At 69.6% G+C, this 26,293-nt stretch carries 24 protein-coding genes, 1 tRNA gene and 1 pseudogene; 15 read left to right on the top strand and 11 right to left on the bottom strand.

Going from position 1 to position 26,293, the window contains the following annotated elements; all coding sequences use genetic code 11:
- Positions 1–15 precede the first annotated feature (15 nt).
- From K3769_RS11405 to K3769_RS11395, 3 genes are read right to left on the bottom strand one after another with little or no spacing between them, the layout of a single operon-like run.
- Positions 16–924 carry a DUF4429 domain-containing protein gene (locus K3769_RS11405; protein WP_267031324.1) on the bottom strand — a complete coding sequence of 303 codons (909 nt, stop codon included), beginning with the start codon at positions 922–924 and terminating at the stop codon, positions 16–18.
- Positions 925–982: 58 nt separating this feature from the next.
- Positions 983–2,206 carry an alpha/beta hydrolase gene (locus tag K3769_RS11400; protein WP_267026322.1) on the bottom strand — a complete coding sequence of 408 codons (1,224 nt, stop codon included), beginning with the start codon at positions 2,204–2,206 and terminating at the stop codon, positions 983–985.
- Between the two features lie 54 nt (positions 2,207–2,260).
- The gene (locus K3769_RS11395; RefSeq protein WP_267026321.1) at positions 2,261–2,971 is read right to left on the bottom strand and encodes a TetR family transcriptional regulator; all 711 of its coding nucleotides are present in this window, start codon (positions 2,969–2,971) and stop codon (positions 2,261–2,263) included.
- 85 nt (positions 2,972–3,056) lie between these two features.
- Between K3769_RS11395 and K3769_RS11390 the strand changes: the two genes are divergently transcribed.
- Positions 3,057–4,673 (top strand): MFS transporter, encoded by a 1,617-nt coding sequence (locus K3769_RS11390; RefSeq protein ID WP_267026320.1) that lies wholly within the window; start codon positions 3,057–3,059, stop codon positions 4,671–4,673.
- A 292-nt stretch (positions 4,674–4,965) separates the two neighbouring features.
- Positions 4,966–5,238 carry a small hydrophobic protein gene (locus tag K3769_RS11385; RefSeq protein WP_267026319.1) on the top strand — a complete coding sequence of 91 codons (273 nt, stop codon included), beginning with the start codon at positions 4,966–4,968 and terminating at the stop codon, positions 5,236–5,238.
- Between the two features lie 314 nt (positions 5,239–5,552).
- On the opposite strand, the gene aceE is transcribed toward K3769_RS11385, so the two are convergent.
- Positions 5,553–8,300 (bottom strand): pyruvate dehydrogenase (acetyl-transferring), homodimeric type, encoded by a 2,748-nt coding sequence (gene aceE / locus K3769_RS11380; RefSeq protein WP_267026318.1) that lies wholly within the window; start codon positions 8,298–8,300, stop codon positions 5,553–5,555.
- Positions 8,301–8,806: 506 nt separating this feature from the next.
- Here aceE and K3769_RS11375 point away from each other — a divergent pair.
- The 6 genes from K3769_RS11375 to K3769_RS11350 all read left to right on the top strand — a co-directional run bounded on the left by K3769_RS11375 (position 8,807) and on the right by K3769_RS11350 (position 13,605).
- Positions 8,807–9,244 carry a DUF3052 domain-containing protein gene (locus K3769_RS11375; RefSeq protein ID WP_055519877.1) on the top strand — a complete coding sequence of 146 codons (438 nt, stop codon included), beginning with the start codon at positions 8,807–8,809 and terminating at the stop codon, positions 9,242–9,244.
- A 160-nt stretch (positions 9,245–9,404) separates the two neighbouring features.
- Positions 9,405–9,863, top strand: a complete 459-nt coding sequence (locus K3769_RS11370; protein ID WP_267026317.1) for a peroxiredoxin — start codon at positions 9,405–9,407, stop codon at positions 9,861–9,863.
- A 138-nt stretch (positions 9,864–10,001) separates the two neighbouring features.
- Entirely contained in the window at positions 10,002–10,577 is a 576-nt protein-coding gene (locus K3769_RS11365; protein WP_055617911.1) for a TerD family protein, read from the top strand.
- A gap of 156 nt (positions 10,578–10,733) precedes the next feature.
- On the top strand, positions 10,734–11,309 hold the full coding sequence (locus K3769_RS11360) for a TerD family protein (RefSeq protein ID WP_267026316.1): 576 nt from the start codon (positions 10,734–10,736) through the stop codon (positions 11,307–11,309).
- Between the two features lie 289 nt (positions 11,310–11,598).
- Positions 11,599–12,744: a DUF475 domain-containing protein gene (locus K3769_RS11355; protein ID WP_267026315.1), complete on the top strand. Its 1,146-nt coding sequence runs from the start codon at positions 11,599–11,601 to the stop codon at positions 12,742–12,744.
- A 123-nt stretch (positions 12,745–12,867) separates the two neighbouring features.
- Positions 12,868–13,605, top strand: coding sequence for a TerD family protein (locus tag K3769_RS11350; RefSeq protein WP_267026314.1), 738 nt, complete (start codon positions 12,868–12,870; stop codon positions 13,603–13,605).
- A gap of 115 nt (positions 13,606–13,720) precedes the next feature.
- On the opposite strand, the gene K3769_RS11345 is transcribed toward K3769_RS11350, so the two are convergent.
- Complete coding sequence (locus tag K3769_RS11345) at positions 13,721–14,611, bottom strand: TerD family protein (RefSeq protein WP_267026313.1); 891 nt, start codon at positions 14,609–14,611, stop codon at positions 13,721–13,723.
- 201 nt (positions 14,612–14,812) lie between these two features.
- On the opposite strand from K3769_RS11345, the gene K3769_RS11340 reads away from it, so the two are divergent.
- The 3 genes from K3769_RS11340 to K3769_RS11330 all read left to right on the top strand — a co-directional run bounded on the left by K3769_RS11340 (position 14,813) and on the right by K3769_RS11330 (position 19,415).
- Entirely contained in the window at positions 14,813–15,976 is a 1,164-nt protein-coding gene (locus K3769_RS11340; RefSeq protein WP_267026312.1) for an HpcH/HpaI aldolase/citrate lyase family protein, read from the top strand.
- Positions 15,977–16,047: 71 nt separating this feature from the next.
- The gene (locus tag K3769_RS11335) at positions 16,048–18,597 is read left to right on the top strand and encodes a phosphoribosyltransferase (RefSeq protein ID WP_267026311.1); all 2,550 of its coding nucleotides are present in this window, start codon (positions 16,048–16,050) and stop codon (positions 18,595–18,597) included.
- Positions 18,597–19,415: an HAD family hydrolase gene (locus tag K3769_RS11330; RefSeq protein WP_267026310.1), complete on the top strand. Its 819-nt coding sequence runs from the start codon at positions 18,597–18,599 to the stop codon at positions 19,413–19,415. Before K3769_RS11335 ends, K3769_RS11330 begins: the two co-directional genes overlap by 1 nt.
- Here K3769_RS11330 and K3769_RS11325 read toward each other — a convergent pair.
- From K3769_RS11325 to K3769_RS40870, 4 genes are all read right to left on the bottom strand, one after another.
- Positions 19,399–20,022 (bottom strand): DedA family protein, encoded by a 624-nt coding sequence (locus K3769_RS11325; RefSeq protein ID WP_282566604.1) that lies wholly within the window; start codon positions 20,020–20,022, stop codon positions 19,399–19,401. The two genes, K3769_RS11330 and K3769_RS11325, sit on opposite strands and share 17 nt — an antisense overlap.
- A gap of 111 nt (positions 20,023–20,133) precedes the next feature.
- Entirely contained in the window at positions 20,134–20,343 is a 210-nt protein-coding gene (locus K3769_RS11320; RefSeq protein ID WP_267026308.1) for an FmdB family zinc ribbon protein, read from the bottom strand.
- 9 nt (positions 20,344–20,352) lie between these two features.
- On the bottom strand, positions 20,353–20,922 hold the full coding sequence (locus tag K3769_RS11315; RefSeq protein WP_308216468.1) for a DUF4383 domain-containing protein: 570 nt from the start codon (positions 20,920–20,922) through the stop codon (positions 20,353–20,355).
- Positions 20,856–21,458, bottom strand: coding sequence for an ATP-binding protein (locus K3769_RS40870; protein ID WP_308216310.1), 603 nt, complete (start codon positions 21,456–21,458; stop codon positions 20,856–20,858). Before K3769_RS40870 ends, K3769_RS11315 begins: the two co-directional genes overlap by 67 nt.
- A gap of 355 nt (positions 21,459–21,813) precedes the next feature.
- On the opposite strand from K3769_RS40870, the pseudogene K3769_RS11305 reads away from it, so the two are divergent.
- Positions 21,814–22,645 (top strand): annotated as a pseudogene (locus K3769_RS11305) (helix-turn-helix domain-containing protein).
- Complete coding sequence (locus K3769_RS11300; protein ID WP_267026306.1) at positions 22,642–22,845, top strand: DUF397 domain-containing protein; 204 nt, start codon at positions 22,642–22,644, stop codon at positions 22,843–22,845. Before K3769_RS11305 ends, K3769_RS11300 begins: the two are co-directional and overlap by 4 nt.
- Positions 22,846–23,092: 247 nt before the next feature.
- Here K3769_RS11300 and K3769_RS11295 read toward each other — a convergent pair.
- Positions 23,093–23,167, bottom strand: a tRNA-Val gene (locus K3769_RS11295).
- Positions 23,168–23,364: 197 nt separating this feature from the next.
- On the opposite strand from K3769_RS11295, the gene K3769_RS11290 reads away from it, so the two are divergent.
- Positions 23,365–24,189: a DUF4097 family beta strand repeat-containing protein gene (locus K3769_RS11290; RefSeq protein ID WP_267026305.1), complete on the top strand. Its 825-nt coding sequence runs from the start codon at positions 23,365–23,367 to the stop codon at positions 24,187–24,189.
- Positions 24,190–24,275: 86 nt separating this feature from the next.
- Positions 24,276–25,673 carry a hypothetical protein gene (locus tag K3769_RS11285; RefSeq protein WP_267026304.1) on the top strand — a complete coding sequence of 466 codons (1,398 nt, stop codon included), beginning with the start codon at positions 24,276–24,278 and terminating at the stop codon, positions 25,671–25,673.
- 174 nt (positions 25,674–25,847) lie between these two features.
- Here the strand turns inward: K3769_RS11285 and K3769_RS11280 are convergent, their stop codons facing one another.
- Positions 25,848–26,192 (bottom strand): DUF8825 domain-containing protein, encoded by a 345-nt coding sequence (locus tag K3769_RS11280; RefSeq protein WP_267026303.1) that lies wholly within the window; start codon positions 26,190–26,192, stop codon positions 25,848–25,850.
- Between the last annotated feature and the right edge of the window lie 101 nt (positions 26,193–26,293).

Here is a 26,293-nt window from a genome sequence, read left to right as displayed (position 1 = left end):
GCCCAGCCGCAGGCGCTAAAGCTCCGCCAACAACTCCGCCTTCTTCACCGAGAACTCGTCGTCCGTGACGAGCCCCGCCTCATGCAGCTCACCAAGGTGCCGGATCCGCTCCGCGATGTCCGCCGGATCACGCCGGGCGGCCCGCGGAACCACCGCGACCGCCCCGGCGGCCGGCCCCGACGCCACCCCGTCGGGCAGCACCGCGGGCCCCCCGGACCGCGCCGCGGCCAGCACGGCCGCCGCGAACGGCAGTGACTCGTGCACCGGCCCGTAGCCGAGCCCGAAGACGACGGCGGCCGGATCCTGATCCGCCTGCCCCGGCTGCGGGACGCCCGCCTCCCGGCGCAGCAGCCGCAGATGCCCCTCGAAGATCTCGGGCGAGCGCCACTCCACCCCGCACAGGTCGGCGACGGCGAACGTCTGGTCGCCGGCCTTCCACTTCGCGGACGAGGCACCCGTCCAGAACCACCGGAAGGCCACGGACTTCCCGTCGAAGGAAGCCTTCCCGTCGTACGCCTTGAACTGGAGCGGCGTCTCGGGCGCCCGCACCAGATAGCGCTCCGCCGGACCCGCGTCCGGCGGCCCCAGCATCGCGCGCAGTTCGTCCGCGTAGTACTCGGCGAGCGTCTCGCGCTCGGCGGGCAGCACGAGCCGGTAGGGGTCGCACACGTCCTTCAGCTGTCCGGCCGCCGCCTCCATCAGCGGATCCGCCCCCGGCCGCGGCTCGGCACGCAGGACGACCGTCCCGCGCTTGCCGGGCGTCAGCGTCACCGACGCGATCGCGTCGAGCGGGATGCGCCGCTCACCGAGCGCCTGGAACAGCTTCGGCGTGCGAATCCCCCGTTCGAAGCGGATGAGCACGGAGTCGGACTCGAACTCCCAGGCGGCATGAAATCCGGCCAGTACGTCACCCATGCGGGCCATCGTATGCGGCATGCGCTTCCTAGTCCCCTCCCTGAGCGGCCCGCGCTTTCCTCGTCCTCTACGCGCGTCCGGCTTCGGTGGTGCCGGGCAGACCCTCCCGGCACCCGTCGTCCTCGTGCGCGCAGCTGACCGCGCGGTACGCGCCAATACCGATCTCGGCGAAATTCCGCAGGCTGTCGGTCCCGGGCTCGAAATACCCGGTGTGTCCCTTCGCCCCGCGCGCGGACAGCACCCGCGCGCCGAAGTCGGAGGACATCGGGTCGGCGCCGTGCCCGAGCCCGCCGACCTCCAGATGCGGTACGTCCTGGATCCAGTCGTCGGAGTCCCGTACGGCCCACACCCGAGCCGCGGTGCGCAGTTGCGCGGCCCGCTCGACCCGCATGCCCGGACTGCCGGCCACCGCTATGTCGGAGACCCGGGGCGGCAGCGAGTGGGCGGCCACTCCGCAGACCACGCTTCCGTAGCTGTGGCAGTACAGCGCCACCCGTGAGCGGCCGGGCAGCGCGCGGACGAGGGCGCCGAGCCGGACCGCGCCCTCCTCGGCGCGTACGCCGGTGGCGGCGTCCATGCCGAGCCCGTTCGGCGTCGTGTAGTCGGCCCACGCGATCACGGCCGTACGCGTCCGGGGGTCGGCCTCCCGCTCGGCGCGGTAGAGGGCCTTGGCCATGCCGACCGGGGCGGTGTACTGGCGCTCGGTGCGCTGGAAGGTCAGCAGGTCGGTGTCGACGCCGGGCACCACGACCGAGACCCGCTCGGCGCGGCCGAGGTCTCCGAAGACCTCCGCGACCCGGCCGGACCCCATCGGGTCGAAGGCGAGGATGCGGCGTCCGCCGGTCATCAGGGCCTCGTAGCGGTGCATCCGGCGGCCCGCGTCGCGCTGGCCGACCGCGGAGAGCCGGCTGTCCCGCGTACGGGCGATCTCGACCTTGCGGGCCTGGCCGAGGGCGATCCGGTTGGCGCGGTAGCGCAGGGCCACCGGCGCCCCGTTCATGTTGCCGACCGCGAGCGGGTAGCGGGTGACGAGCCGGGTCCGCTGGTGCGCGTCGAGCGAGGCGAAGAACTGGGCGAGCCGGATCGGCGTCGTCCCGTCCGGGTCGGGCAGCCGGCGCCCGTCGATGTGCCCGCGTTCCCAGGCGGCGAGGGATGCCGCGATCGGTGTCGTCGCCCCTCTGTGGCCGCGCACCGCTGTCCAGCCGGTGGTCCCGAGCATCACGAACACCACGGCCAGCGCGAGCAACATGCGCCAGACGTTGAGTTGGGGGGTGGAGTCGAAGGAAGTCACTGAAAGGACACACTAGGAGAACGAGAGGGTCTCGCGTTAACCGAGTGAGGCGGATCACGTTTCCGTCGGGGTAATTGGGGCAAAGTCGCCCTGCGCCTCTTCCGCGTCCCGGTGGCCGCTTCCGTCGCGCGTGTGCCAGTTCTCGATCAGGGCGGGCCCCGTCTGGTCGAGATACGAGGCGGTCAGCTCGCGCATCGCGGCCACGCTGAAGTCGTCGCCCGCGCCCCATCTGCGGGCCGCCAGCCGCATCACGCCGCCGAACAGGGCGACCGCCACGCGCGGGCGCGGATCGGCGTCCACGTCGATGCCCTCCCGTTCCGCGATCAGCCGGGCCAGCTGCTCCTCCAGTGCCTCGTGGCGGCGCAGGTGAATGGCGAGCAGCGCGGGGGTCGACTCGATCAACTGGTAGGTGCGCATGTGCAGTTCGATCGGCACGATCGCCTCGATCGCCTCCCCGATGGTGTCCCAGCCAGCCATCACGGCCCGGCGCAACGCGTCCAACGGGGCTTCGTGGGGCGGGCGTCGGCGTACCGCGTCGAGGAAGTGCGACTCCGCCATCTCCTGGACGGCGAAGGCGGCCTCCTCCTTGCCGGCGAAGTAGCGGAAGAAGGTGCGCTGGGAGACGTCGACCGCCTCGACGATCTCGTCGACGGTCGTCCGCTCGTAGCCCTGGGCCGCGAACAGCTCCAGGGCGGACCGCACCAGCGCGTCCCGCGTGCGCTGTTTCTTGCGCTCGCGCAGGCCCGGTCGTGGTGCCGTGTCCATCAGTCCTCTTTCCCGGGTGACGTGTCAGTTACCGAAATGTGAATTGGTTTGTCAATTGTCAGCGGCTGTCACTAACCTCGAACGCATGACTAGTCAGACCACCGTCGACAAGACGGGCCCGGCCGACGAGGCCCCGGCCGCCTCCGGCCCGGCTCCGAGCGCGGGGCTGCGCGGCCACCCGTGGTTCACCCTCATCACCGTGGCCGTCGGCGTCATGATGGTGGCCCTCGACGGCACCATCGTGGCCATCGCGAACCCGGCCATCCAGAAGGACCTCGGTGCCACGTTCGCCGACGTCCAGTGGATCACGAACGGCTACTTCCTCGCACTCGCCGTCACACTGATCACGGCGGGCAAGCTCGGCGACCGGTTCGGCCACCGCCAGACCTTCCTCATAGGCGTGGTCGGCTTCGCGGCGGCCTCGGGGGCCATCGGGCTCTCGGACAGCATCGCCTTCGTGGTGGTCTTCCGGGTGCTCCAGGGCCTGTTCGGCGCGCTGCTGATGCCGGCCGCGCTCGGCCTGCTGCGGGCCACCTTCCCGGCCGAGAAGCTGAACATGGCGATCGGTATCTGGGGCATGGTCATCGGCGCCTCCACCGCGGGCGGCCCGATCCTCGGCGGAGTGCTCGTCGAGCACGTCAGCTGGCAGTCCGTCTTCTTCATCAACGTGCCGGTCGGTGTCCTCGCGGTCGTCCTCGGCGCGGTCATCCTCACCGACCACCGGGCCAAGAACGCGCCGCGCTCCTTCGACCTGCTCGGCATCGGCCTGCTGTCCGGCGCCATGTTCTGTCTGGTCTGGGCGCTCATCAAGGCCCCGGAGTGGGGCTGGGGAGCCGCGCTGACCTGGAGCTTCCTCGGTATCGCGGTGCTCGGCTTCGCCCTGTTCGCGTACTGGGAGAACCGGGTGCGCGAGCCGCTCATCCCGCTGGCCCTCTTCCGCTCCGTACCGCTGTCGGCCGGTGTGGTCCTCATGGTGCTGATGGCGATCGCCTTCATGGGCGGCCTGTTCTTCGTCACCTTCTACCTGCAGAACGTGCACGGGATGAGCCCGGTCGACGCGGGCCTGCACCTGCTGCCGCTCACCGGCATGATGATCGTCGGCTCGCCGCTGGCCGGCTGGCTGATCGGCAGGACGGGGCCGCGCATCCCGCTGGCGGGCGGCATGGCGTTCACGGCCCTCGCCATGTTCGGCATCTCGACGCTGGAGACCGACACCGGCAGCGGGCTGATGTCGATCTGGTTCGGACTGCTCGGCCTCGGCCTCGCGCCCGTCATGGTGGGCGCCACCGAGGTCATCGTGGGCAACGCGCCGATGGAGCTGTCCGGTGTCGCGGGAGGTCTTCAGCAGGCCGCCATGCAGATCGGCGGCAGCCTCGGCACGGCGGTCCTCGGCGCTGTGATGGCCTCCAAGGTCGACCGCGACCTCGCGGGCAACTGGGCCGACGCGGGGCTCCCGAAGCTCTCCCCGGCCGAACTCGACCAGGCCGCGGAGGCGGTGCAGGTCGGCGCGCCCCCGGTGGCGCCGGGCACGCCGCCGGAGATCGCCGCGAAGATCACTGAGGTCGCCCATGACACGTTCATCTCCGGTATGAGCCTGGCGAGTCTGGTCGCGGCGGGTGTCGCCGTCGTCGCCGTCTTCGTCGCCTTCCTCACGAAGAGGGGTGCCAACGCGGAGGCGGGCGCGGGAGTCGGCCACATCTAGTCCGGTTCCTCAATCCCCTTTACACCCCGCCGAGTTCCTTCGGCGGGGTTTTCGCCTATCCGAGTGACACCTCTACATATGACTTTCATACCGCCCGTCACCCGGGTCAGAGTGGTCTCAACTGATCTGTACGGAACGGGCAGTTCGGTTGCAGTGGCGGCGTGCTGCGGAGGGGGCAGCACGCCGCGCAACCGCCGCAAAGAGGTACGCGCCTGAATTGACATGACCGGGGTACCCGACTTCCGAGCCCGAACCGACCGGTATTCGGTCGGCTCAGAGGTCCAGGGAGTTGATGATGGCGGGCTTCGGCCACACCACGCGCAAACACCCTCGCTCGCGTAGCCGTACGAGGTCACGGAGCGGGCCGGATCGCGCGACGCTCGGGATCATCGGAGTCATCTGCGCGGTCGCCGGATTCTTTGTCCTGGGGATCATCCTCGGCCCGGCGGCCGTCGTCTGCGGCTGGCTGGCCATGGGCCGCCGCTGGAACGTCGCCCCACCGCCACCGGCCCTGATCGCCCTGGTCCTGGGAGCGATCGACACCATCCTGGCCATAGCCCTCTAGGAGCGCAGCGACCGGCGCACGCCGGCCCCAACGGACTCGCACCCCTTGCCTTTCCAGGGGCGCGGGGAACGGCGCACGCGAGCCCCAACAGGCCCGCACCCTTGCCTTTCCAGGGGCGCGGGGAACGGCGCACACCAGCCCTGACAGGCCCGCACCCTTGCCTTTTCAGGGGCGCGGGGAACTGCGCACTCCCGCCCCCGGGGACCCGCACCCATTGCCTTTAGGGGCGCGGGGAACTGCGCACACCGGCCCCAACCCCCCCCCGCACCCCCTGCCTTCCAGGGCGCGCGGGGCCCGGGGCCGGGCCCGGGAACCTACGCGTCTCCCCCCGCCGCCCCCGGATCCGCCGCGCTCACATCGAGCAACTGATACCGATCCACCGCCTGCTTCAGCAGCGACCGATCCACCTTCCCCTCACGCGCCAACTCCGTCAGCACCCCCACCACGATCGACTCAGCGTCGATGTGGAAGAACCGCCGAGCGGCCCCCCGCGTATCGGCGAACCCGAACCCGTCCGCCCCCAGCGACTGGTAAGTCCCCGGCACCCACCGCGAAATCTGGTCCGGAACCGCCCGCATCCAGTCGGAAACGGCCACGAACGGCCCCTCGGCACCCGACAGCTTCCGCGTCACATAGGGAACCCGCTGCTCCTCCTCCGGGTGCAGCAGATTGTGCCGCTCCACCTCCACGGCCTCGCGTCGCAGCTCGTTCCAGGAGGTCGCCGACCACACGTCGGCCCGTACGTCCCAGTCCTCGGCGAGCAGTCGCTGCGCCTCGACGGCCCACGGCACCGCCACGCCGGACGCCATGATCTGCGCCGGGATGGAGCCCGCGGTCCCGGGCGCGAAACGGTGGATGCCCTTGAGGATGCCCTCGACGTCGACGTCCGCCGGCTCGGCCGGGTGCTGGATCGGCTCGTTGTAGACGGTGAGGTAGTAGAAGACGTCCTCGCCGTGCGGGTGCTCCTCGGACGAGCCGTACATCCGCCGCAGCCCGTCCTGCACGATGTGCGCGATCTCGAACCCGTACGCCGGGTCGTACGCGACACATCCCGGGTTGGTCGAGGCGAGCAACTGCGAGTGCCCGTCCGCGTGCTGCAGACCCTCACCGGTCAGGGTCGTCCGCCCCGCGGTCGCACCCAGCACGAACCCGCGCGCCAACTGGTCGGCCATCTGCCAGAACTGGTCGCCGGTGCGCTGGAAACCGAACATCGAGTAGAAGACGTACACCGGGATCAGCGGCTCGCCGTGCGTGGCGTACGCCGAACCGGCCGCGATCAGCGACGCCGTGCAACCCGCCTCCGAGATGCCGTCGTGCAGCATCTGCCCGGTCGGCGACTCCTTGTACGCGAGGAGCAGTTCCCGGTCCACGGCCTCGTACTGCTGCCCCAGCGGATTGTAGATCTTCGCGCTCGGGAAGAACGAGTCCATGCCGAACGTGCGGTACTCGTCCGGCGCGATCAGCACGAACCGCTTGCCGATCTCCTTGTCCCGCATGAGGTCCTTGAGGAGCCGTACGAACGCCATGGTCGTGGCGATCGACTGCTGACCCGAACCCTTCTTCACACTCGCGTACGTCTTGTCCTCGGGCAGCGCGAGCGGCTTCGCGCGCACGACACGCGTCGGGACGTACCCGCCGTTGCCCTTGCGGCGGTCGTGCATGTACTGGATCTCGTCGGAGTCCCGGCCCGGGTGGTAGTACGGCGGCGCGCCGGACTCCAGCTCCTTGTCGGAGATCGGCAGGTGCAGCCGGTCGCGGAAGCCCTTGAGATCGGCGACCGTCAGCTTCTTCATCTGGTGCGTGGCGTTGCGGCCCTCGAAGTTCGGGCCGAGCGTCCAGCCCTTGACCGTCTGGGCGAGGACCACGGTCGGCTGGCCCTTGTGCGCCTTGGCCGCCGCGAAGGCCGCGTAGACCTTGCGGTGGTCGTGGCCGCCGCGGCCCAGGTGCAGGATCTGGTCGTCGGTCATGTTCTCGACCATGGCGCGCAGCCGGTGGTCGCCGCCGAAGAAGTGCTCGCGGATGTACGCGCCGGTCTCGGTGGCGTACGTCTGGAACTGGCCGTCGGGCGTGGTGTTCAGCTTGTTGACGAGCACGCCGTCGCGGTCCTGCGCGAGCAGCGGGTCCCAGCTGCGGTCCCAGACCAGCTTGATGACGTTCCAGCCGGCGCCCCGGAACTGCGACTCCAGCTCCTGGATGATCTTGCCGTTGCCGCGTACGGGCCCGTCGAGGCGCTGGAGGTTGCAGTTGACGACGAACGTGAGGTTGTCCAGGCCCTCGCGCGCGGCGATGGACAGCTGGCCGAGCGACTCCGGCTCGTCCATCTCGCCGTCGCCGAGGAACGCCCAGACATGGGACTTGGAGGTGTCCGCGATGGAGCGCGCCTCCATGTAGCGGTTCATCCGCGCCTGGAAGATCGCGCCGAGCGGCCCCAGGCCCATGGAGACGGTCGGGAACTCCCAGAAGTCCGGCATCGAGCGCGGGTGCGGGTACGAGGACAGTGCGCGCGGAGCCTTCGACTTCTCCTGCCGGAAGGCGTCCAGCTGCGCCTCGTCCAGGCGGTCCAGGAGGAACGCGCGGGCGTAGATACCGGGGGAGGCGTGCCCCTGGAAGAAGATCTGGTCGCCGCCGTCACCCCCGTCCTTGCCGCGGAAGAAGTGGTTGAAGCCGACGTCGTAGAGCGAGGCGGAGGACGCGAAGGTGGCGATGTGGCCGCCGACACCGATACCGGGCCGCTGGGCCCTGGACACCATCACGGCCGCGTTCCAGCGGGTCGCGTTGAGGATCTTGCGCTCGATCTCCTCGTTGCCGGGGAAGAACGGCTCGTCCTTGGTGGCGATGGTGTTGATGTAGTCGGTGCTGCGCATCTCGGGAACGGCCACGCGCTTCTCGCGGGCGCGTTCGATCAGTCGCAGCATGAGATAGCGGGCCCGCTCACGGCCGCGCTGGTCCACGGCGGCGTCGAGGGAGTCGAGCCACTCCTGGGTCTCTTCGGGATCGAAGTCAGGGACCTGACTCGGAAGGCCGCCAATGATGATCGGGTTGCGATCGGGTCCGGAAGCCACGCTGTTCCTTCGCTCTCGGGGGGCCGCTTCTTCTCGGTTTCTTCAGTTTTTACTTTGCTTTTTCTCTGGTTTCCTGGGCGTGTGCACCGTTCCCCATCGTGTACCTCGGGAGCGGAAACGTCATCTCTACCGAGAGGTAACCGACACGCTCGTACCGTTCTCCCAAGGGTGGGTCCGGCAAATCGCAACGATACGCCCGACCCGTGACGCGTACCGCAAAGGCATTCGAGTCTCGTACCCTCGTAGGGTTCCGAAATTCACAAACCGGGCAGATTCCTGTGGTGTGTGTCACGAACGGCTGTGATTCCCTGACGGGAGTTGCGGCGACACGGCCGGGATCGTCACCGTTTCGGCGGTCTTGACGGCCGGGTACTTGCGCGATCCGCCCCGCCCGTGTGGACTACGGCCAATGCTGCGCGCACGCGCGTGGCTTGAACTTCCCCAGGATCTCGGCTTCGTCCGGGCCGGGGAGGACCCCATTACCGAACATGATCAGGAGGCAACCCGTGAGCGCGACCGCGGACCACGCGGAGGAGCGGACGAGCCTGGCCGCCAGGCTGGGATTCCAGCCCGAGCAGGTGGTCCAGGAGATCGGCTTCGACGACGACGTCGACCAGGAGCTCCGCTCGGCCATTGAAGAAGTAATCGGCAGCGAGCTCATGGACGAGGAGTACGACGACGTCGCCGACGCCGTCGTGCTCTGGTTCCGAGACGACGACGGCGACCTGACGGATGCGCTGGTGGACGCCACCACGTACGTCGAAGAGGGCGGCGCCGTCCTGCTGCTGACGCCCAAGACCGGCCGAGACGGTTATGTGGAGCCCAGCGACATCGCCGAAGCTGTGACGACCGCGGGTCTGTCCCAGACCAAGGGCATCAGCGTGGGGAAGGACTGGAGCGGCACGAAGCTGGCGACGCCGAAGACGGCCGCCAAGAAGCGCTGAGGCGCAGCCGAGGCCAGGAGGCCCCCGCCGACTCCGGTCGGCGGGGGCCTCGTCCGTTCGACCCCCTCCAGGGCGCCGGGCCCCGCAGGCCGTGATCGGGTGTAGCTGCGTAGGGTGGGGGCACCCGAGCGGGCCGGATCGACGGAAGGGACGCAGGATCATGACGATCGAGGTCGGCGACAAGGCCCCGGACTTCGAGCTGAAGGACAACCACGGTGCCACCGTGAAACTCTCCGGCTTCCGGGGCGCGAAGAACGTGGTGCTGCTCTTCTACCCCTTCGCCTTCACCGGCGTGTGCACCGGCGAACTGTGCGAGCTGCGCGACAACCTCCCGCGGTTCGCCGACCGCGACACCCAGCTCCTCGCCGTCTCGAACGACTCCATCCACACCCTGCGCGTCTTCGCCGAGCAGGAGGGCCTGGAGTACCCGCTGCTGTCGGACTTCTGGCCGCACGGCGAGGTCTCGCGCGCCTACGGGGTCTTCGCCGAGGACAAGGGCTGCGCGGTGCGCGGCACCTTCGTCATCGACAAGGAGGGCGTCGTCCGCTGGACGGTCGTCAACGGCCTGCCGGACGCACGGGACCTGAACGAGTACGTACAGGCGCTCGACGCCCTGTAGGGCCCGCATGCCGACACTTCGGGATTCTTCGTGCCGCAGGGACTGCGGCGGCGGGGAACCTCTCACTAGGATCGGCACGTTGATCCGATACCAACGCACTACGGGGCTTCCCGCCCCCGGACACCAATGGGAGTACTCGTGGGAGTCAGCCTCAGCAAGGGCGGCAACGTATCGCTGTCGAAGGAGGCCCCGGGCCTGACCGCGGTCATCATCGGTCTGGGGTGGGACATCCGCACCACCACCGGTACCGACTTCGACCTCGACGCGAGCGCGATCCTGACGAACGCGGAGGGCAAGGTCAGCAGTGACGCCAACTTCGTGTTCTTCAACAACCTGAAGAGCCCCGACGGCTCCGTCGAGCACACCGGTGACAACACCACCGGTGAGGGCGAGGGCGACGACGAGCAGATCAAGGTCAACCTCGCCGGGGTCCCGGCCGACATCGAGAAGATTGTCTTCCCGGTCTCGATCTACGACGCCGAGAACCGCCAGCAGTCGTTCGGCCAGGTGCGCAACGCGTTCATCCGCGTCGTGAACCAGGCGGGCGAGGCGGAGATCGCCCGGTACGACCTCTCCGAGGACGCCTCGACGGAGACCGCGATGGTCTTCGGCGAGCTGTACCGCCACGGCGCGGAGTGGAAGTTCCGCGCCATCGGCCAGGGCTACGCCTCGGGTCTGCGCGGCATCGCGCAGGACTTCGGCGTCAACGTCTGAGCCGTTCCTCGGGGCCGCAGCCGGCCCTGAGAAGCAAGATCACTTCCCGTCCGGCGCCGCACACTCTTAGTGCGGCGCCGGACGTGCTGGTATCACCGCACCACCGCACCACCGCACCACCGCATCACCAAACGGCTTCAACGGGGAGGACCAAACATGGGTGTCACGCTCGCCAAGGGGGGCAACGTCTCCCTCTCCAAGGCCGCACCGAACCTCACGCAGGTGATGGTCGGGCTCGGCTGGGACGCACGCTCCACCACCGGAGCGGATTTCGACCTGGACGCCAGTGCGCTGATGTGCAACGGCGGGCGGGTGCTCGGCGACGAGTGGTTCATCTTCTACAACCAGCTCAAGAGCCCCGACGGCTCGGTCGAGCACACCGGTGACAACCTCACCGGTGAGGGCGAGGGCGACGACGAGTCCATCCTCATCGACCTCCACAAGGTGCCCGCCAACGTGGAGAAGATCGTCTTCCCGGTCTCCATCCACGACGCCGACAACCGCGGCCAGACCTTCGGCCAGGTGAACAACGCGTTCATCCGGGTCGTCAACCAGGCGGACGGCCAGGAGCTCGCCCGCTACGACCTCTCCGAGGACGCCTCCACGGAGACCGCGATGATCTTCGGCGAGGTCTACCGCTACGGCGGCGAGTGGAAGTTCCGCGCGGTCGGCCAGGGGTACGCGTCCGGGCTGCGCGGCATCGCCCTGGACTTCGGGGTCAACGTTTCGTAAAGGCGAACACCCGGCAGGCGACCCCGGTCCCCAGTGGTCGGGCGGAGGCCGGCGGTGGTGTCACGAAGTGGTGCCGGCGCGTGAGACGGCCCAGGTGGCAGAGGGCGCGCCACCTGGGTTCGGCCCCCCGGACCTGCGACTCTTCGGGCGAAAGGGCCCGGCCCTCTCCTTCGGGGAGTCGGCCCTCTAGACTTCGAGGTCAATGTTTCGTAAAGCCGGGTACGGCGGGGGGAAACCCCCTCCGGACTTCGTCCGGGGGTAGCCCCCCAACCTCACGATTGGGTAGCCAGTGGTTCTGAAAACCTTCGGCTGGTCGTTCGCGGTCACCGCGCTCGGCCTGGTCGCAGCGGTTTTGATCGGCGGATGGACCGCGTTCGGGATCGTGCTGATCCTGTCCATCCTCGAAATCTCGCTGTCCTTCGACAACGCGGTGGTCAACGCCGGAATCCTGAAGAAGATGAGTGCCTTCTGGCAGAAGATCTTCCTCACCGTCGGCATCCTGATCGCCGTCTTCGGAATGCGGCTCGTCTTCCCCGTCGTGATCGTGGCCATCAGCGCCTCGCTCGGTCCGATCGAAGCGGTCGACCTCGCACTGAACGACGCCGACCGCTACCAGGAGCTGGTGACCGACGCCCACCCGTCGATCGCCGCCTTCGGTGGCATGTTCCTGCTGATGATCTTCCTCGACTTCATCTTCGAGGACCGGGACATCAAGTGGCTGGGCTGGCTCGAGCGCCCGCTCGCCAAGCTCGGCAAGGTCGACATGCTGTCCGCCTGCATCGCCCTGATCATCCTGCTCTTCACGGCGCTGTTCCTGGCCCCGCAGGCCCATCTGCACGCGGGCTCCGCCGACAAGGCGGAGACGGTCCTGCTCTCCGGCGTCGCCGGCCTCATCACGTACCTGGTCGTCGGCGGGCTCTCCGGGTTCTTCGAGAACCGCCTCGAAGAGGCCGAGGAGCGCGAGCACGAGGCCGAGGAGGAGGCGAAGGCCAAGGGCAAGGAGGTCTCCGCCGGAGCCCTCGTCGGCAAGGCCGCCTTCTTCATGTTCCTGTACCTCGAAGTGCTCGACGCGTCCTTCTCCTTCGACGGTGTGATCGGCGCCTTCGCCATCACCAACGACATCGTCCTGATGGCGCTGGGCCTCGGCATCGGCGCGATGTACGTGCGTTCGCTGACCGTGTACCTGGTCCGCCAGGGCACCCTCGACGACTACGTGTACCTGGAGCACGGCGCCCATTACGCCATCGGCGCCCTCGCCGCCATCCTCCTCGTCACCATCCGCTTCGAGGTCAACGAGATCATCACCGGCCTCATCGGTGTCGTCCTGATCGCCTGGTCCTTCTGGTCCTCCGTGCGCCGCAACAGGGCGCTGGAGGCCGCGGAGGGAAAGGCTGATCCCTCGGACGACAAGACAGAGGTCTCCTCCGGGGTGTGACACCGGTCAGGTTGAGGAACGCTCTGTGAGGGGCGGCTGCCGGGGAGTCCTCGGCAGCCGCCCCCGCGTATGAGGCCCCGATTCTTCGTCGGGGCGGGGTGAAGGCCAAGCGTGGGGGCGGGAATGAGTTTCTGGGAAGGCCTGTGGGGCGGGCGCTCGACGCAGTTCGACTCGGGCAGCGCGGCGACCAACGCCATCGAACTGACCAAGCGGAACCAGACGATCTCACTCAGCAAACAGGGTGCGGCCACCGGCAATCTCCGTATCAACCTCTCGTGGCGGATGCGGACCTCCGACATAGGCGGGCCCCAGCGGGGCAGCCTGTTGCGGCACCCCTTCAAGGCCCTGAAGCCGGAAGTGGTGCAGGCGCACACCCAGTCCATGGTCAACGTCGACCTCGACCTCGGCTGCATGTACGAGCTGACCGACGGCACCAAGGGGGTCGTCCAGCCGCTCGGGGGCTTCCTGGGGGACCTGAACGGCCCGCCGTACGTGAAGCTCAGCGGTGACGACCGGTTCGGCTCGGGAACGGGCGAGACGGTCTTCGTCAACCTCGACCACCGCGAGAACATCAAGCGGCTGCTGATCTTCGTCTACATCTACGACCAGACCCCCGCCTTCGACCGTACGCACGCGATCGTGACCCTGTACCCGAGCAACGGGCCCCGGATCGAGATCGGGCTCGACGAGCGGCACTCCCAGGCCAGGTCCTGCGCGGTCGTCATGATCGAGAACGTCAAGAACGAGCTGGTGGTGCGTCGCGAGGTGAAGTTCGTGTACGGCTTCCAGGCGGAGCTGGACCGTCTCTACGGCTGGGGCCTGCAGTGGGGCCGCGGCTACAAGGCGAAGGCCGACCGTTAGTGCCCGTCGGGCCCGGCCCGCGTTTCTGGGCGAGCAGGCCCGGCCCGCGCTCCTCAAGGCAAAAGACTGCGCCGTTCCCCGCACCCCTGAGAGGCCTGGGCGTCCGTGCCCGCCCCTATCGGCCGATGAACTGCGGTCCCTGCGGGGGAAGGCGGAAGTCCGGGTCGGGGGCCGGGCCCACCGGCTGGGGGTAGCCGTAGCCGGACGGAGCCGCCGCGGCGGGCTGGGGCGGCGGCGGATATCCGTACGCGGGCGCACTGGTCGGCTGCGGATACCCGTACGCGGGCTGCGTGGCCGGCGGCTGCTGCCGCGTCGGTTCCGGACCGGGAGCGGCCGGCGGATATCCGTACGCCGGCTGGACCGGCTGCTGCGGCACCTGCGTGGTCGGCTCCTCGGGCGGCAACGGCTGCGAGCCGGCCCGCCCCGCGGACGCCGGCGCCTCCTCGGCCCCGGACTCGTCCACCGAGATGCCGAAGTCGGCCGCCAGCCCCTGCAGCCCGTTCGAATAGCCCTCGCCGAGGGCCCGGAACTTCCAGCCCTCGCCGCGCCGGTACAGCTCACCGCAGATCAGGGCGGTTTCCTCACCGGTCTCCGGCTTGATGTCGAAGTACGCCAGCGGCTCGGCGTCCCCGATCGTGGCGTCGAACACCACGATCCGCAGCGCGCGCACCCGGTCGAAGGTGACGCCGTCGGCGGAAGCGACAAGGAGAATCCGTCCCACCCCGTTGTCGACGCCCGCCAGATCCGACTGAATGGTGTCGGTGAGCCCCTCGGCGAGACCGTCGTTCACGCGCTTCTTGCCGAGTCGCCACACCTTCCCCGAGGGATGCCGGGGCTGGTTGTAGAAGACGAAGTCCTCGTCGGACCGCACACGGCCGTCGGGACCGAGAAGGAGCGCGGAGGCATCCACGTCCGGGACACCCCGTCCCGGCGTCCAGCGCAGCACGGCGCGCACCGCCGTGGCGTCCAGCGGGACGTTCGACCCCTTCAGCATGGCGTGCGTCATACGGTCATCCTGCCTTCTCGGGCCTGGTCACGACAACGTGGGGGTGTGCTCCCGCTCGGCTTGCCGCACGGATGTGCGGGCACAATGGTGTTTGTCTGCGTTACCTGAATTTCATGCCCGACGGGAACCCCGGACACGGAACTCTACGTACTATTACCGGCCACATATCGTCAGGCCATCCAGCCGCCCCGGGGGAGACTCATGCGTCATTTCGGGCATATTGCCCCTGAGGTGCGGGACCGCCTCTTCTTCCAGGAGCCGTGCGTCTTCACCGCGGACTCCCCGCCCCGCGTGCTGGCCGCAGCACTCGGAGCCACCCTCTACAGCCCTGCCACCAGGCAGAAGCTCGCCGACGACGTCGTGAAACAGGCCGGCCGCGGTGTCGTCTCCATGGTGGTGTGCCTGGAGGACTCGATCGACGACGCGGACGTCGCGGACGCCGAGGAGAACCTCGTCCGGCAGTTCCATGACCTGGCCGACCGCCCCGCGGACGAGCTGCCCCTGCTCTTCATCCGGGTCAGAACGCCCGAGCAGATACCCGACCTCGTCCGGCGCCTCGGCGCCTCCGTGCGGCTCCTGTCCGGATTCGTACTGCCGAAGTTCACCGAGGAACGGGGCGTCCCCTTCCTGGAGGCGCTCACCGAGGCCGAGGGCGCGAGCGAGCGGCGGCTCTTCGCCATGCCCGTCCTCGAATCGCCCGAACTGCTCTACCGCGAGTCCCGGGCGGAGACCCTCGCCGGAATCTTCCGGGCCGTCGACAAGTACCGCGACCGCGTGCTCGCCCTGCGGCTCGGCGTCACCGACTTCTGCTCGGCGTACGGGCTGCGCAGAGCGCCCGACATGACCGCGTACGACGTCCAGATAGTGGCTTCGGTCATCGCGGACGTGGTGAACGTCCTCGGGCGGGCCGACGGCACCGGATTCACGGTGACCGGGCCCGTGTGGGAGTACTTCCGCGTCCAGGAGCGCATGTTCAAGCCGCAGCTGCGCCGCAGCCCCTTCACCCCGGAGGCCGAGGACCTGCGCGCCGCCCTCATCGAGCACGACATGGACGGCCTGCTGAGGGAGATCTCCCTCGACCGGACCAACGGGCTGCAGGGCAAGACCTGTATCCACCCCTCGCACGTCCTGCCCGTGCACGCGCTCTCCGTGGTCAGCCACGAGGAGTTCAGCGACGCCCAGGACATCCTGCGGCCCGAGCGGGGCGGCGGAGGCGTACTGCGGTCCGCGTACACGAACAAGATGAACGAGGTGAAGCCGCACCGCGCCTGGGCGGAGCGCACCCTCCAGCGCGCCGAGGTCTTCGGCGTCACCAACGAGGACATCGGCTTCGTGGAGCTGCTCGCCGCCGGAATCCCCGGCTGACCCACCACCCCGGCCGACTGACTGACCGTCCCCGGCCGACACACCACCCTCGGCCGACACGCAAGGAACTCATGAACAAAGCTGTGAACGACGGCTCCGGCGTCTGGTCCGCGACGGGCTTCCGCCCCGGAACCAAGGCCGGATCCGGCGACGTCCCCGCCCGCGAGGTCTGGTCCGGGAGCTGGGTCGCCGAGCGCCTCGGCGTCGAACTCGTCGGCGACGAGGGGCTCGGGGAACTGCTCGGGCTCGCACTCCGGCGCAACCCCAAGCGCGCGCACCTGCTCGTGTCGAACGTGCTGGGCAAGCACGTACCGCAGTCGCCCGCCGTCGTCCACGGCTACGGATTCGCGCTCGGGCTGCGCGTACGCGACCTGCTCGGCGAGGAGGCGGCGAGCCGGGCCGTCGTCCTCGGGTACGCCGAGACCGCCACCGGGCTCGGCCACTCGGTCGCGGACGGCGTGGGCCTCGCCCCCTGCCTCCACTCCACCCGGCGGCCGGTCGAGGGCGTCGCGACGGCCGGCGGCTTCGAGGAGTCCCACTCGCACGCCACCTCGCACCTGCTGCTCCCGGAGAACCCCGGCCTGCTCGCCACCGACGGCCCGCTCGTCCTCGTCGACGACGAGTTCTCCACCGGCAACACGGTCCTCAACACCATCCGTGACCTGCACGCCCGCTATCCGCGCGGCCGGTACGTGATCGTCGCCCTGGTCGACATGCGCTCGGCCGCCGACCTCGGCCGCCTCGCGGACTTCGCCCAGGAGATCGACGCGACCGTGGACCTGGTGACGGCCGCCTCCGGCACCGTACGGCTGCCCGAGGGCGTACTGGAGAAGGGACAGGCGCTGGTCGCCGAGCACGAGCGCACGGGGGCCGCGACCCCCGCGTCCCGTCCTGGGCCCGGCGTGATCGCCCGCGTAGACCTCGGCTGGCCCCAGGGCCTCCCCGACGGCGGACGGCACGGCTTCACGCCCGAGCACCGCGTCCTCCTGGAGGGCGCACTGCCCGCCATGGCGGCCCGCATGGCCGAAGCGCTCCCGCCCCGCGCCCGCCACGGCCGCGTCCTCGTCCTCGGCTTCGAGGAGCTGATGTACGCGCCGCTGCGGCTCGGCGTCGCGCTGGAGAAGCTGACCGACGCCGAGGTGCGCTACTCCACGACCACCCGCTCACCCGTCCTCGCCGTCGACGACCCCGGCTACGCGATCCGCACCCGGCTCGTCTTCCCCGCCCACGACGGCCCGGCCGACGGCCCCGGCGAGCGGTACGCCTACAACGTCGCCGGCGCCGGCTTCGACGCCGTCGTCGCGGTGGTCGACTCCGCCGCCGACACCCCCGAACTGCACGCCCCGGACGGCCTGTTGGCGCAACTCGCCGCGCACACGGGCAGCGTGCTGCTCGCCGTCGTCCCCTCGTACGTACCCGAACCCGCACCCGAACCCGCACCTGCGCGGGCCGAAAGGTCCTTGATGCTGCCCGAGCCCCTCCGCGGCCCCGACTTCTCCTCATACGCGGCGGACGAGGTCGGCTGGCTGCTGCAGGACCTCTCGGACACCCGGCTCGAAGCACCGGTCGAGGAACGGGAGGAGGCCATCCAGAGCGGCGGCGCCCACTACGCGGAGTCGCTGCCGGTGGAGTACCAGCCGAGCCCCGAGTACCAGGAGCTGTTCCGCGACGCGCTCGCCGGCTCGGCCGCCCGCATCGCCCTGGCCGTCGGCGCGGTCACCGAGACCGTCCTCGCGGAACGCTCACCGCGGCCCGTCCTCGTCTCCCTGGCCCGCGCGGGCACCCCCGTCGGCGTGCTGATGCGCCGCTGGGCCCAACACCGCCACGGCCTCGACCTGCCCCACTACGCCGTCTCCATCGTGCGCGGACGCGGCATCGACGCCAACGCGCTGCGCTGGCTGGCCGCCCACCACGCCCCGGCCGACGTCGTGTTCGTCGACGGCTGGACCGGCAAGGGCGCCATCACCCGAGAACTCGCCGACGCGATCGAGGAGTTCGAGGCTTCCGGCGGTGCCGGCGGCTTCGACCCGGAGATCGCGGTCCTCGCCGACCCCGGCTCCTGCGTGCGCACGTACGGCACCCGCGAGGACTTCCTCATCCCCTCCGCCTGCCTCAACTCCACCGTCTCCGGGCTCATCTCGCGTACGGTGCTCCGCGCGGACCTGGTCGGGGAGCACGACTACCACGGGGCGAAGTTCTACCGCGAACTCGCCGCCACGGACGTCTCCGCCGAATTCCTGGACGCGGTCTCCGCCCGCTTCGACGAGGTCGGCGACGCGGTGGACGCCCGCGTCAAGGAACTGCTCGCCGCCGACCGGACCCCGACGTGGGAGGGCTGGGCGGCGGTCGAGCGGATCAGCGAGGAGTACGGCATCCACGACGTGAACCTCGTCAAGCCCGGCGTCGGCGAGACGACCCGGGTGCTGCTGCGCCGCGTCCCCTGGAAGATCCTCGCGCGGGCCGGGGCGGGCGCCGACCTCGACCACGTACGCCTGCTCGCCGAACAGCGCGGCGTACCCGTCGAGGAGGTCGCCGAACTCCCGTACACCTGCGTCGGGTTGATCCACCCCAAGTACACGCGCGGCGCGACCGGCGCCGACGGCAGGGCGGTGACGGCCTGATGCCCGGACCCGCCCCGCGCGCCCTGGTCGCCAGCGACCTCGACCGCACACTCATCTACTCCGCCAACGCGCTCGCCCTCACCGGCCCCGACGCCGAGGCGCCCCGCCTGCTCTGCGTCGAGGTGTACCAGAACAAGCCGCTGTCGTACGTGACCGAGACCGCGGCCGGACTGCTCACCGAACTGGGCGGCGCGGCGGACTTCGTCCCGACGACGACCCGCACCAGGGAGCAGTACCACCGCATCCGACTCCCCGGCCCCGCCGCGAAGTACGCGATCTGCGCCAACGGCGGCCACCTCCTCGTCGACGGCGTCTCCGACCCTGCGTGGCAGGCCCGGGTGACCGCGCGCCTCGCGGACGAGTGCGCCCCGCTGGACGAGGTGCGCGCGCACATGGCGGCCACCGCCGACCCGGCCTGGGTGCTCAAGCAGCGCGTCGCCGAGGACCTCTTCGTGTACTTCGTCGTCGAGCGCGAACTGCTCCCCGCGGACTGGGCGAAGGAACTCGCCGTCTGGGCGGAGAACCGCGGCTGGACGGTCTCCGTCCAGGGCCGCAAGGTCTACGCCGTACCGAAGCCGCTCACCAAGAGCGCGGCCATGCGGGAGGTGGCCCGCCGGACCGGCGCGCCCCGCACCCTCGCGGCCGGCGACTCCCTGCTCGACGCCGACCTGCTGCTGGCCGCGGACCACGCCTGGCGCCCCGGCCACGGCGAACTGGCCGAGGCGGGCTGGACGGCGCCGGGGGTCACCGCGCTGCCGGAGCGGGGGGTGGCCGCGGGGGAGCGGATTCTCGGGGAGTTCCTCAGCGCGATTCGGTAGAAGCCCTGGGGGTGTCCCTCTCCCGCCGCCGGCCGCCGCGCCCGGGCCGGAAGAGGCGTACGCCCACGAGGACCAGCAGCGCGAGCGCGGCGCCGGCCAGCACCACCTTCGAGTACGTCGACACATAGCCGGCGACGTCGGTCCAGTTCTCGCCGAGGAAGTAGCCGGCGAGGACGAAGACGGTGTTCCAGATGGCGCTGCCGAGGGTGGTCAGACCGAGGAAGACGGGCAGCGGCATGCGTTCGACGCCGGCCGGCACCGAGATCAGACTGCGGAAGACGGGGATCATCCGGCCGAAGAAGATGGCCTTGGTGCCGTGCCGCGAGAACCACGCCTCGGTCTTCTCGATGTCCGACACCTTGACGAGCGGCAGCCGGGCCGCGACAGCGATGGTGCGGTCGCGGCCCAGCAGCGCCCCCACGCCGTACAGCGCGAACGCCCCGACGACCGAACCGGCCGTCGTCCACAGCAGTGCGGCGAACAGGTTCATCTGCCCGGTGCTCGCCGCGAACCCCGCGAGCGGCAGGATCACCTCGCTCGGGATGGGCGGGAACAGATTCTCCAGGGCGATGGCGATGCCCGCGCCGGGGGCGCCGAGCGTGTCCATCAGGCCGTTGATCCACTGCGGTGCGCTGCTTTGGGTCACGCGCCCGACGCTAGAGAACGGAAGCTGAAGCCAGACTGAAGCCGGGCGTCAGCGGTGCGGGTGGGGCTCGGGTCAGCCGCAGCAGCCTCCGCCGCAACACCCGCCCCCGCCCGGTGCGGACGCGGGGGCCGAAGCGGAACCGCCGACCGCCACGGTCGACAGCAGCTTCACCGTGTCGTCGTGACCGGCGGGACAGTCCGCGGGCGCGGACGACTCGGCCATCGGACGGCTCTTCTCGAAGGTGTCGCCGCAGGTCCGGCAGCGGTATTCGTAACGAGGCATGGGCACAGGTTAGCGGCCGGAGCGTCCCTCTCCCAGGGGAGCCGGAGCGGGAGCGGTGGCGGGGGCGGCAGCCGGGCCGGAGCCCGTGGAGTCCGCGCCCCGGTCCAGCGCCTTCGCGCGCAACTCGGCCCCCGCCTTCACCCGCTGCTCACGCTCGGCCTGTTCGGGATGGCGGGACCGCCAGTACGGGTTGTCGTGGGGCAGGGCGGAGCCGACCCGTCCGTACATCCCGAAGAACATCAGCATCACGCCGACCACGAAGCTGAACAGCACGTTCGGGATGCGGAAGGCGAGGAAGTTCTGGTCCCTGTCGAGCAGGGCGAGGTTCACGAAGCCGCTGAGGATGAAGAGGACGCCCAGAACCATGTTGATCGTCGAGGCGACGTTGCCGCCGATGACCATGCCGACGAAGAGCAGCAACCCGGCGCAGATCGAGATCACGCTCAGCGCGCCGTTGGTGCTCAGCCCCGAGACCTTGTCCCCCTGGGTGTCGAAGAAGCCGACGCGGTCGATCAGCCCAAGGATCCCGAAGGCGAGCAGCACGAGCCCCATGAGCCCCGCACCGATCCGGTAGAACATGCTGAGCCGGTGATCCACCGGCAGATGCTCATCGAGCCTGATCCGCCGCCTGGGCGCCGTACGCAGTACATGAGCGGCCATGTCAGCCTCCTCGGGTGCGCGCTCGGGTGCGCGCTTGGTTGCGAGCGGAGGGCGTCCGTCCTCTCCCCAGCATCCGCCTGGGACGGCGGTACCGCCATCCCAGGGCTCCCGAGCTGTCTGTGGACCGGCCTGATCCTGTCGTGGAACTCGGCCCACACGGTCTTGCCGGGGGCGGTCTCGCGTGGGGTGACACCCCAGTCGTCCGTGAGGGCTTCGACGAGGAGGAGACCGCGGTCCGATTCGCCCTCCGGATCGGGGGTTCCCGTGGCGGGGAGCTTCTCGGCCCGGGTGTCGGTGACCTCGATCCGTAGCGTGCCGCCGGCCTGCGTGAGGCGCAGGTGGAAGTCCCGTCCGGGTACGTGCCCGTGGCGGACCGCGTTCGCCGTCAGCTCCGCCGTGACGAGCGTGATCGTCTCGTTGGTGCCCGAGGTGTAGGGGTGGCCCCAGTCGTTCATGCGGTGCGAGACGAGACGGCGGGCCAGTCGCGCACCGCGTGGGGTGGAAGTGAACTGCATGGCGAACTCTTGTACGGGCGCGATGCGTTGTGGCATATGCCCTTGTGGGGGAGTCACTGACTTCATGACGTACACGGTCGTGTGCGGTGCGTAGCTTTGACCAGGCGTGACGCGCTGACCGCGACGGTTGTACGTCGTCGACGTGCCGTTGTACGCGTGGTGAGGCGTCACTGGTCTTCGGCGCGGCCCGTTGTGCGCAAAGCGGCTGTTCAGAGCGGCTGTTCGGGACGGGGGTCGCGGTCGCGGGGTTGGTCTTCGGTGGTGGCGGTGGGCGACGTACGGGAGGTGCTGGGGCGTGGAGGAACAGCAGGCCGAGGGGGAGTACGAGTTCGGGACGGGGATACTGCACGTCTTCGGGCGCCAGTTGAAGCTGTGCCGGGAGCGGGCGGGGCTGGACCGGGCCGAGTTGGGGCGCCGGACGGGGTACTCCGCGTCCACGATCGCGTCGTACGAGCAGGGGCGACGCATTCCGCCACCCAAGTTCATCGACCTCGCCGACGAGGTGCTGGATGTGGGCGGGTTGTTGCGGGTGGGTAAGGAGGAGGTTGCTCGGGCGCAGTATCCGGCGTTCTTCAGGGATGCGGCGCGTTTGGAGACCAAGGCGGCAGCTCTCCACGTGTACGCGACGAAGGCTGTGCCAGGTCTCTTGCAGACTGATGACTACGCTCGGGCGGTGTTTGCCATGTGGCGGCCGTTGCTGGACGAGGAGATCGTCAGCCAGCGGGTGGCAGCTCGCTTGGCGCGTCAGGACGTCTTCTCTCGCACCCCCTTGTCCACCATCAGTTTTGTGATCGAGGAGTTTGTGCTGCACCGCCCACTGGGGGGGTTGGACGGTGATGCGGGGGCAGTTGGAGCAGATTCTGCTGCACGGGCGTCGGCGTAACGTCGAAATCCAGGTGATGCCGATCGAGCGGGAAGAGCATGCTGGGTTGGAGGGACCCTTCACCTTGATCGAGACGGAGGATGGGCAGAGGATCGCGTACGTGGAGGCGTTCAAGGACAGCCGTCTCTACACAGAGCGGAGGGCGGTGAGGGAGATCGAGGAGCAGTACGGCATTCTCCGGGCCCAGGCGCTCACTCCGCGCGAGTCGCTGGCCTTCGTCGAACAGTTGCTTGGAGAGAGATGAACGCCGAACAGTCTGTGCCCACGTCAGCCTGGTGCAAGAGCAGTTACAGCACAGGTTCGGGGGGTGAGTGCGTTGAGGTCGCTCCCTGGCGGGACCTGACGTATGTCCGTGACTCGAAGGTCGAAGCGGGGCCCATAGTGAGCCTTACGCCGACTGCCTGGAGCGAGTTCGTCGGGTTCGCCGCCCGGCACGCCACGTAAAGCGCGACGCGAGCATCGCCGTGCCCCGTGACCGTCCACCCTCGGTTACGGGGCACTGGCGTGTCAGGCCTTTGCCGCCTCCTGGGGCCCAACGGCCCGCAGCGATCTCGGCGTCCAGGGGGGGCGAGTCGGGGGGTTCTTCCCGGCGCGTGCGTGGAGAACGGTGGGGAGAAGCCGGTGGGAACGAGCAAGGCCCAGGCAGCCTGATGCGTATCGGCTGACCTGGGCCTTGACCATGTCCTGGACCTGGTGGGCGCGGACGGTTTCGAACCGCCGACATCCGCCTTGTAAGGGCGGCGCTCTACCGCTGAGCTACGCGCCCGGGACGAGTCGACAGCCTACATTGCCCGGGGTGGTGCCCCGCAAACCCGTTCCCGGGGGTGCCGTGCGGGGGTTTTCCCCACCCCTGATCCGGGAGTGGTCCGGATCCCCCGGGCGGGGTCTGATCCGTACGGTCGAAGTGTGGCCCCGCGCGATGGCGTGGGGCCGTTGCGGCAGCGGATCTGGGGGAGTCTCGGTATGAGTGGTCGGCAGGGTTCTTCGAGCACCGGTAGGAGTAGGAGCAGGAGTGGGTGGCGGCTTCGTGGGGGGTCTGTCGCCGTCGGTGTGGGGGTCGTCTTCGTGGGGCTTCTTGCCTCCGGGTGTGGGAACAGTGCTGATGAGGACAAGGATCCTGAGACGCGGTCCTTCGCGCTCGACGGCCGGACGTTGACCGTTGACTCCGATGATTCGGCGCTGGAGTTCGTCGTGGGGGACGTTGACGACGTACAGGTCACCCGGTGGTTCAAGGCCAGTGTCGCGATCGGCAAGGATCCCGAGATCAGCTGGAGCATGGAGAAGAGTAATGAGGGTGGCACCCTCACGCTTCGGGTGCATTGCTCCGGTGTTGTCGCTGACTGCTCCGCCAAGCATCGGGTCGTCGTGCCGCGTGGTGTCGCCCTCACCGTGAAGGACCAGGACGGGAGTGTGCGGGCCACCGGGTTCAAGGAAGCCCTCGACATCCGGGCCGCGGACGGGTCCGTGCGGGTCGAGGACGTGTCCGGGCGCCTGACGGTGCGTACCGAGGACGGGTCTGTTCGTGGCAGTGGTATTGACTCCCGGCGGGTCGACGTGAACACGCAGGACGGGTCCGCCCGGCTTGAATTCGCCTCCGTTCCGGACCGGGTCTCCGCGCGTGGGCACGATGGTTCGCTCACCATCGGGCTGCCGGACGCCACGTACCGGGTCACGACCGGTGCCCAGGACGGGTCCGTGGATGTGTCCGTGCCGCGTGACAACAGCAGCTCCCATGTCGTGTCCGCGCACACCCAGGACGGGAAAGTCACGGTGCGTACCGCGAACTAACCGGCCCGTGTGTTCGTCCTTACCTGGTGGGAGAATGAATCGAAGCCACCACCGGGGCAGGGCGGATCTCAGCACGGGAGAGGGAAGTGACGGCGACACCGGCGACACCTTCACAGCCGTATACGCCGTTTGTGCCGCGCGCACAGCAAGTACCTCGCTCCCGTGCGGGCCGCGACCTGTTGGGGCTCGTGCTGTTGCCGCTTCCGCTGCTCGCGCTGACGCTGCCCGCCGCCTTCGCCGGCGGGGGTACGCGGCGGTGGTTCGGTGGGCGTTCCGAGAGCCAGCGGGCCGAGGCGCAGGCCGCGAAGGACGCCGCGGCTGCCGCGTTCTACGAACTCGACACGGCCCAGCGCGATCTGCGGATCTCGATCGAGACCATCACCGCCGTCGACGACAGCCCGCCCGCCCGGCGCGCTGTCGCCGACTTCGAGGCGCTCGGCCGGCGTATCGACGAGGTCAGTCATACGTACATCGATGCCGTGGATGCTCACGATCTTGACCGGGATGATCTGGAGGCGTCGGTTGCCGCTCATGCGCGTACGGAGCTGACCCGGGCCAAGGATGAGCTGGTACGGGTCAAGCAGGAGCTTGATCGGTTCGAACGGGGGCTCGGGCCGCTGCTCGGCAAGGCCGAGACTCAGCTTGCCCGGCTTGCTCCCGCTGTGGAGCGGGCGCGACAGTCCCTGCTCGCCGCGTCGAACGCGCTCGACGCGGTGCGGGGGAGCGGCCTCAAGGCCGATGATCTGGCCGCCCGTCTCGCCGCGCTCGCCCCCGAGCTGACCAAGCTCAACCAGGGTGCCGGGCAGCACGGTGTGCCGGAGACGCTGGAGCGGGCCGACCGGGTCGCCCGGGATGCCGGCGCCGTGCGCGCGGAGGCCGAACGGCTGCCGGAGCGGGCCACCGAGATCGACCGCCGTCTGGTGTCGCTGCGTACGCGCGCGCAGGCGCTCACCACGCGGACCGGGCAGGTGGATCCGGTGCTCAGCGAGTTGCGGCGGCGGTTCGTGGCGGAGTGTTGGCAGGACCTTCAGCATGTGCCTGACCAGGCCGCGGAGGACGTCCGGCAGGCCGAGGCGAAGCTGGTGGAGGCGCGGGCCGCTCGTGAGGAGCAGCGGTGGGCCGACGCCACGGCCCTGCTGTCCACCGTGCGCGCGCTGCTGAACACGACCGATGAGGCGGTGTCTGCGGCCGGGGACCGGTTGCGGCGGCTGAACGAGGTGGCGAAGGACCCGCAGCGGGAGATCGAGCGGACGCGGTTCGCGATCCGGGACGCGCAGCGGCTCGCCATGGCCGGCCGCAACACGCCCGATCCCCGGCAGGCGCGTCCGCTCGACGACTCAGTGGCTCGGCTGGAGAGGGCGATCGGGTCGTTGGAGGGGCGGCATCCGGATTACTGGCATTTCCTGACCGAGCTGGAGGGTGTGCGGGCGACCGTCGCCGGGGTGGTGTCGCAGATCCGGGAGGAGCGGGGGGCCGGCGCGTGACCGGTCGACGCGTAACCGGTAGACGCCCGGTCGCTCGACGGCTGATCGACCTGCCCGCCCGCCGACCGGCCGGGTTCGTACGGCTCCGCTGAGGCGGGGCTTGTGCGCCGTTCCCCGCGCCCCTGGGTGGGTTGGGTGTGCCTTGGTTTGCGGCTGGGGCGGAGTGGGTGCGGGCTATGACGGAGGTCGGTTCTCAGGCTCGGCCGTGTGTTTGATGCTCATGCGCGCGTCCACCTTCTCCTTGGGCGTGACCTCCGACCAGAAGCGGTGGCAGGTCACGAAGACCGCCAGTTCGCGTTCGCGCTGCCGGAGCTTCTCCACCTCGGCCTGTTCGTCGGGGGTCCAGCCCGGTGAGGCGGGGCGTTCCACCTTGCGCCAGCCGTGGTCGTCGCTGAAGCCGTCCAGGGGCTCGACCGACCAGGGGAGCCGCTTCAGCAGGGCCAGAAGTTCGGCCCGGACCTGATGCAGTTCCTCCTGACCGGCCAGGAGGTCGCTTGGGAAGTCGTAGGTCTCAGCCACCCCTCAATGGTACGTCTGTTCGATTTTGCGATGCGAGTTCTTTGGGGACTTCGACGCAGGACCTCGCCAACGGGTTCGGCCGTAGGACTTCACGCGCGCGC

Origin of the sequence: Streptomyces ortus (genome assembly GCF_026341275.1) — a bacterium.
Classification (GTDB): domain Bacteria; phylum Actinomycetota; class Actinomycetes; order Streptomycetales; family Streptomycetaceae; genus Streptomyces; species Streptomyces ortus.
Note: the sequence above shows the minus strand (reverse complement) of the source record. Positions and strands in the feature narration are given on the sequence as shown.

Excerpts from the sequence above, each read along its gene's own strand:
- K3769_RS11405 (WP_267031324.1), bottom strand. The coding sequence starts at position 924 with ATGGCCCGCATGGGTGACGTACTGGCCGGATTTCATGCCGCCTGGGAG.
- K3769_RS11395 (WP_267026321.1), bottom strand. The coding sequence starts at position 2,971 with ATGGACACGGCACCACGACCGGGCCTGCGCGAGCGCAAGAAACAGCGC.
- K3769_RS11390 (WP_267026320.1), top strand. The coding sequence starts at position 3,057 with ATGACTAGTCAGACCACCGTCGACAAGACGGGCCCGGCCGACGAGGCC.
- K3769_RS11385 (WP_267026319.1), top strand. The coding sequence starts at position 4,966 with ATGATGGCGGGCTTCGGCCACACCACGCGCAAACACCCTCGCTCGCGT.
- K3769_RS11370 (WP_267026317.1), top strand. The coding sequence starts at position 9,405 with ATGACGATCGAGGTCGGCGACAAGGCCCCGGACTTCGAGCTGAAGGAC.
- K3769_RS11360 (WP_267026316.1), top strand. The coding sequence starts at position 10,734 with ATGGGTGTCACGCTCGCCAAGGGGGGCAACGTCTCCCTCTCCAAGGCC.
- K3769_RS11350 (WP_267026314.1), top strand. The coding sequence starts at position 12,868 with ATGAGTTTCTGGGAAGGCCTGTGGGGCGGGCGCTCGACGCAGTTCGAC.
- K3769_RS11345 (WP_267026313.1), bottom strand. The coding sequence starts at position 14,611 with ATGACGCACGCCATGCTGAAGGGGTCGAACGTCCCGCTGGACGCCACG.
- K3769_RS11340 (WP_267026312.1), top strand. The coding sequence starts at position 14,813 with ATGCGTCATTTCGGGCATATTGCCCCTGAGGTGCGGGACCGCCTCTTC.
- K3769_RS11335 (WP_267026311.1), top strand. The coding sequence starts at position 16,048 with ATGAACAAAGCTGTGAACGACGGCTCCGGCGTCTGGTCCGCGACGGGC.
- K3769_RS11330 (WP_267026310.1), top strand. The coding sequence starts at position 18,597 with ATGCCCGGACCCGCCCCGCGCGCCCTGGTCGCCAGCGACCTCGACCGC.
- K3769_RS11325 (WP_282566604.1), bottom strand. The coding sequence starts at position 20,022 with ATGGACACGCTCGGCGCCCCCGGCGCGGGCATCGCCATCGCCCTGGAG.
- K3769_RS11320 (WP_267026308.1), bottom strand. The coding sequence starts at position 20,343 with ATGCCTCGTTACGAATACCGCTGCCGGACCTGCGGCGACACCTTCGAG.
- K3769_RS11315 (WP_308216468.1), bottom strand. The coding sequence starts at position 20,922 with ATGTTCTACCGGATCGGTGCGGGGCTCATGGGGCTCGTGCTGCTCGCC.
- K3769_RS40870 (WP_308216310.1), bottom strand. The coding sequence starts at position 21,458 with ATGAACGACTGGGGCCACCCCTACACCTCGGGCACCAACGAGACGATC.
- K3769_RS11300 (WP_267026306.1), top strand. The coding sequence starts at position 22,642 with ATGAACGCCGAACAGTCTGTGCCCACGTCAGCCTGGTGCAAGAGCAGT.
- K3769_RS11290 (WP_267026305.1), top strand. The coding sequence starts at position 23,365 with ATGAGTGGTCGGCAGGGTTCTTCGAGCACCGGTAGGAGTAGGAGCAGG.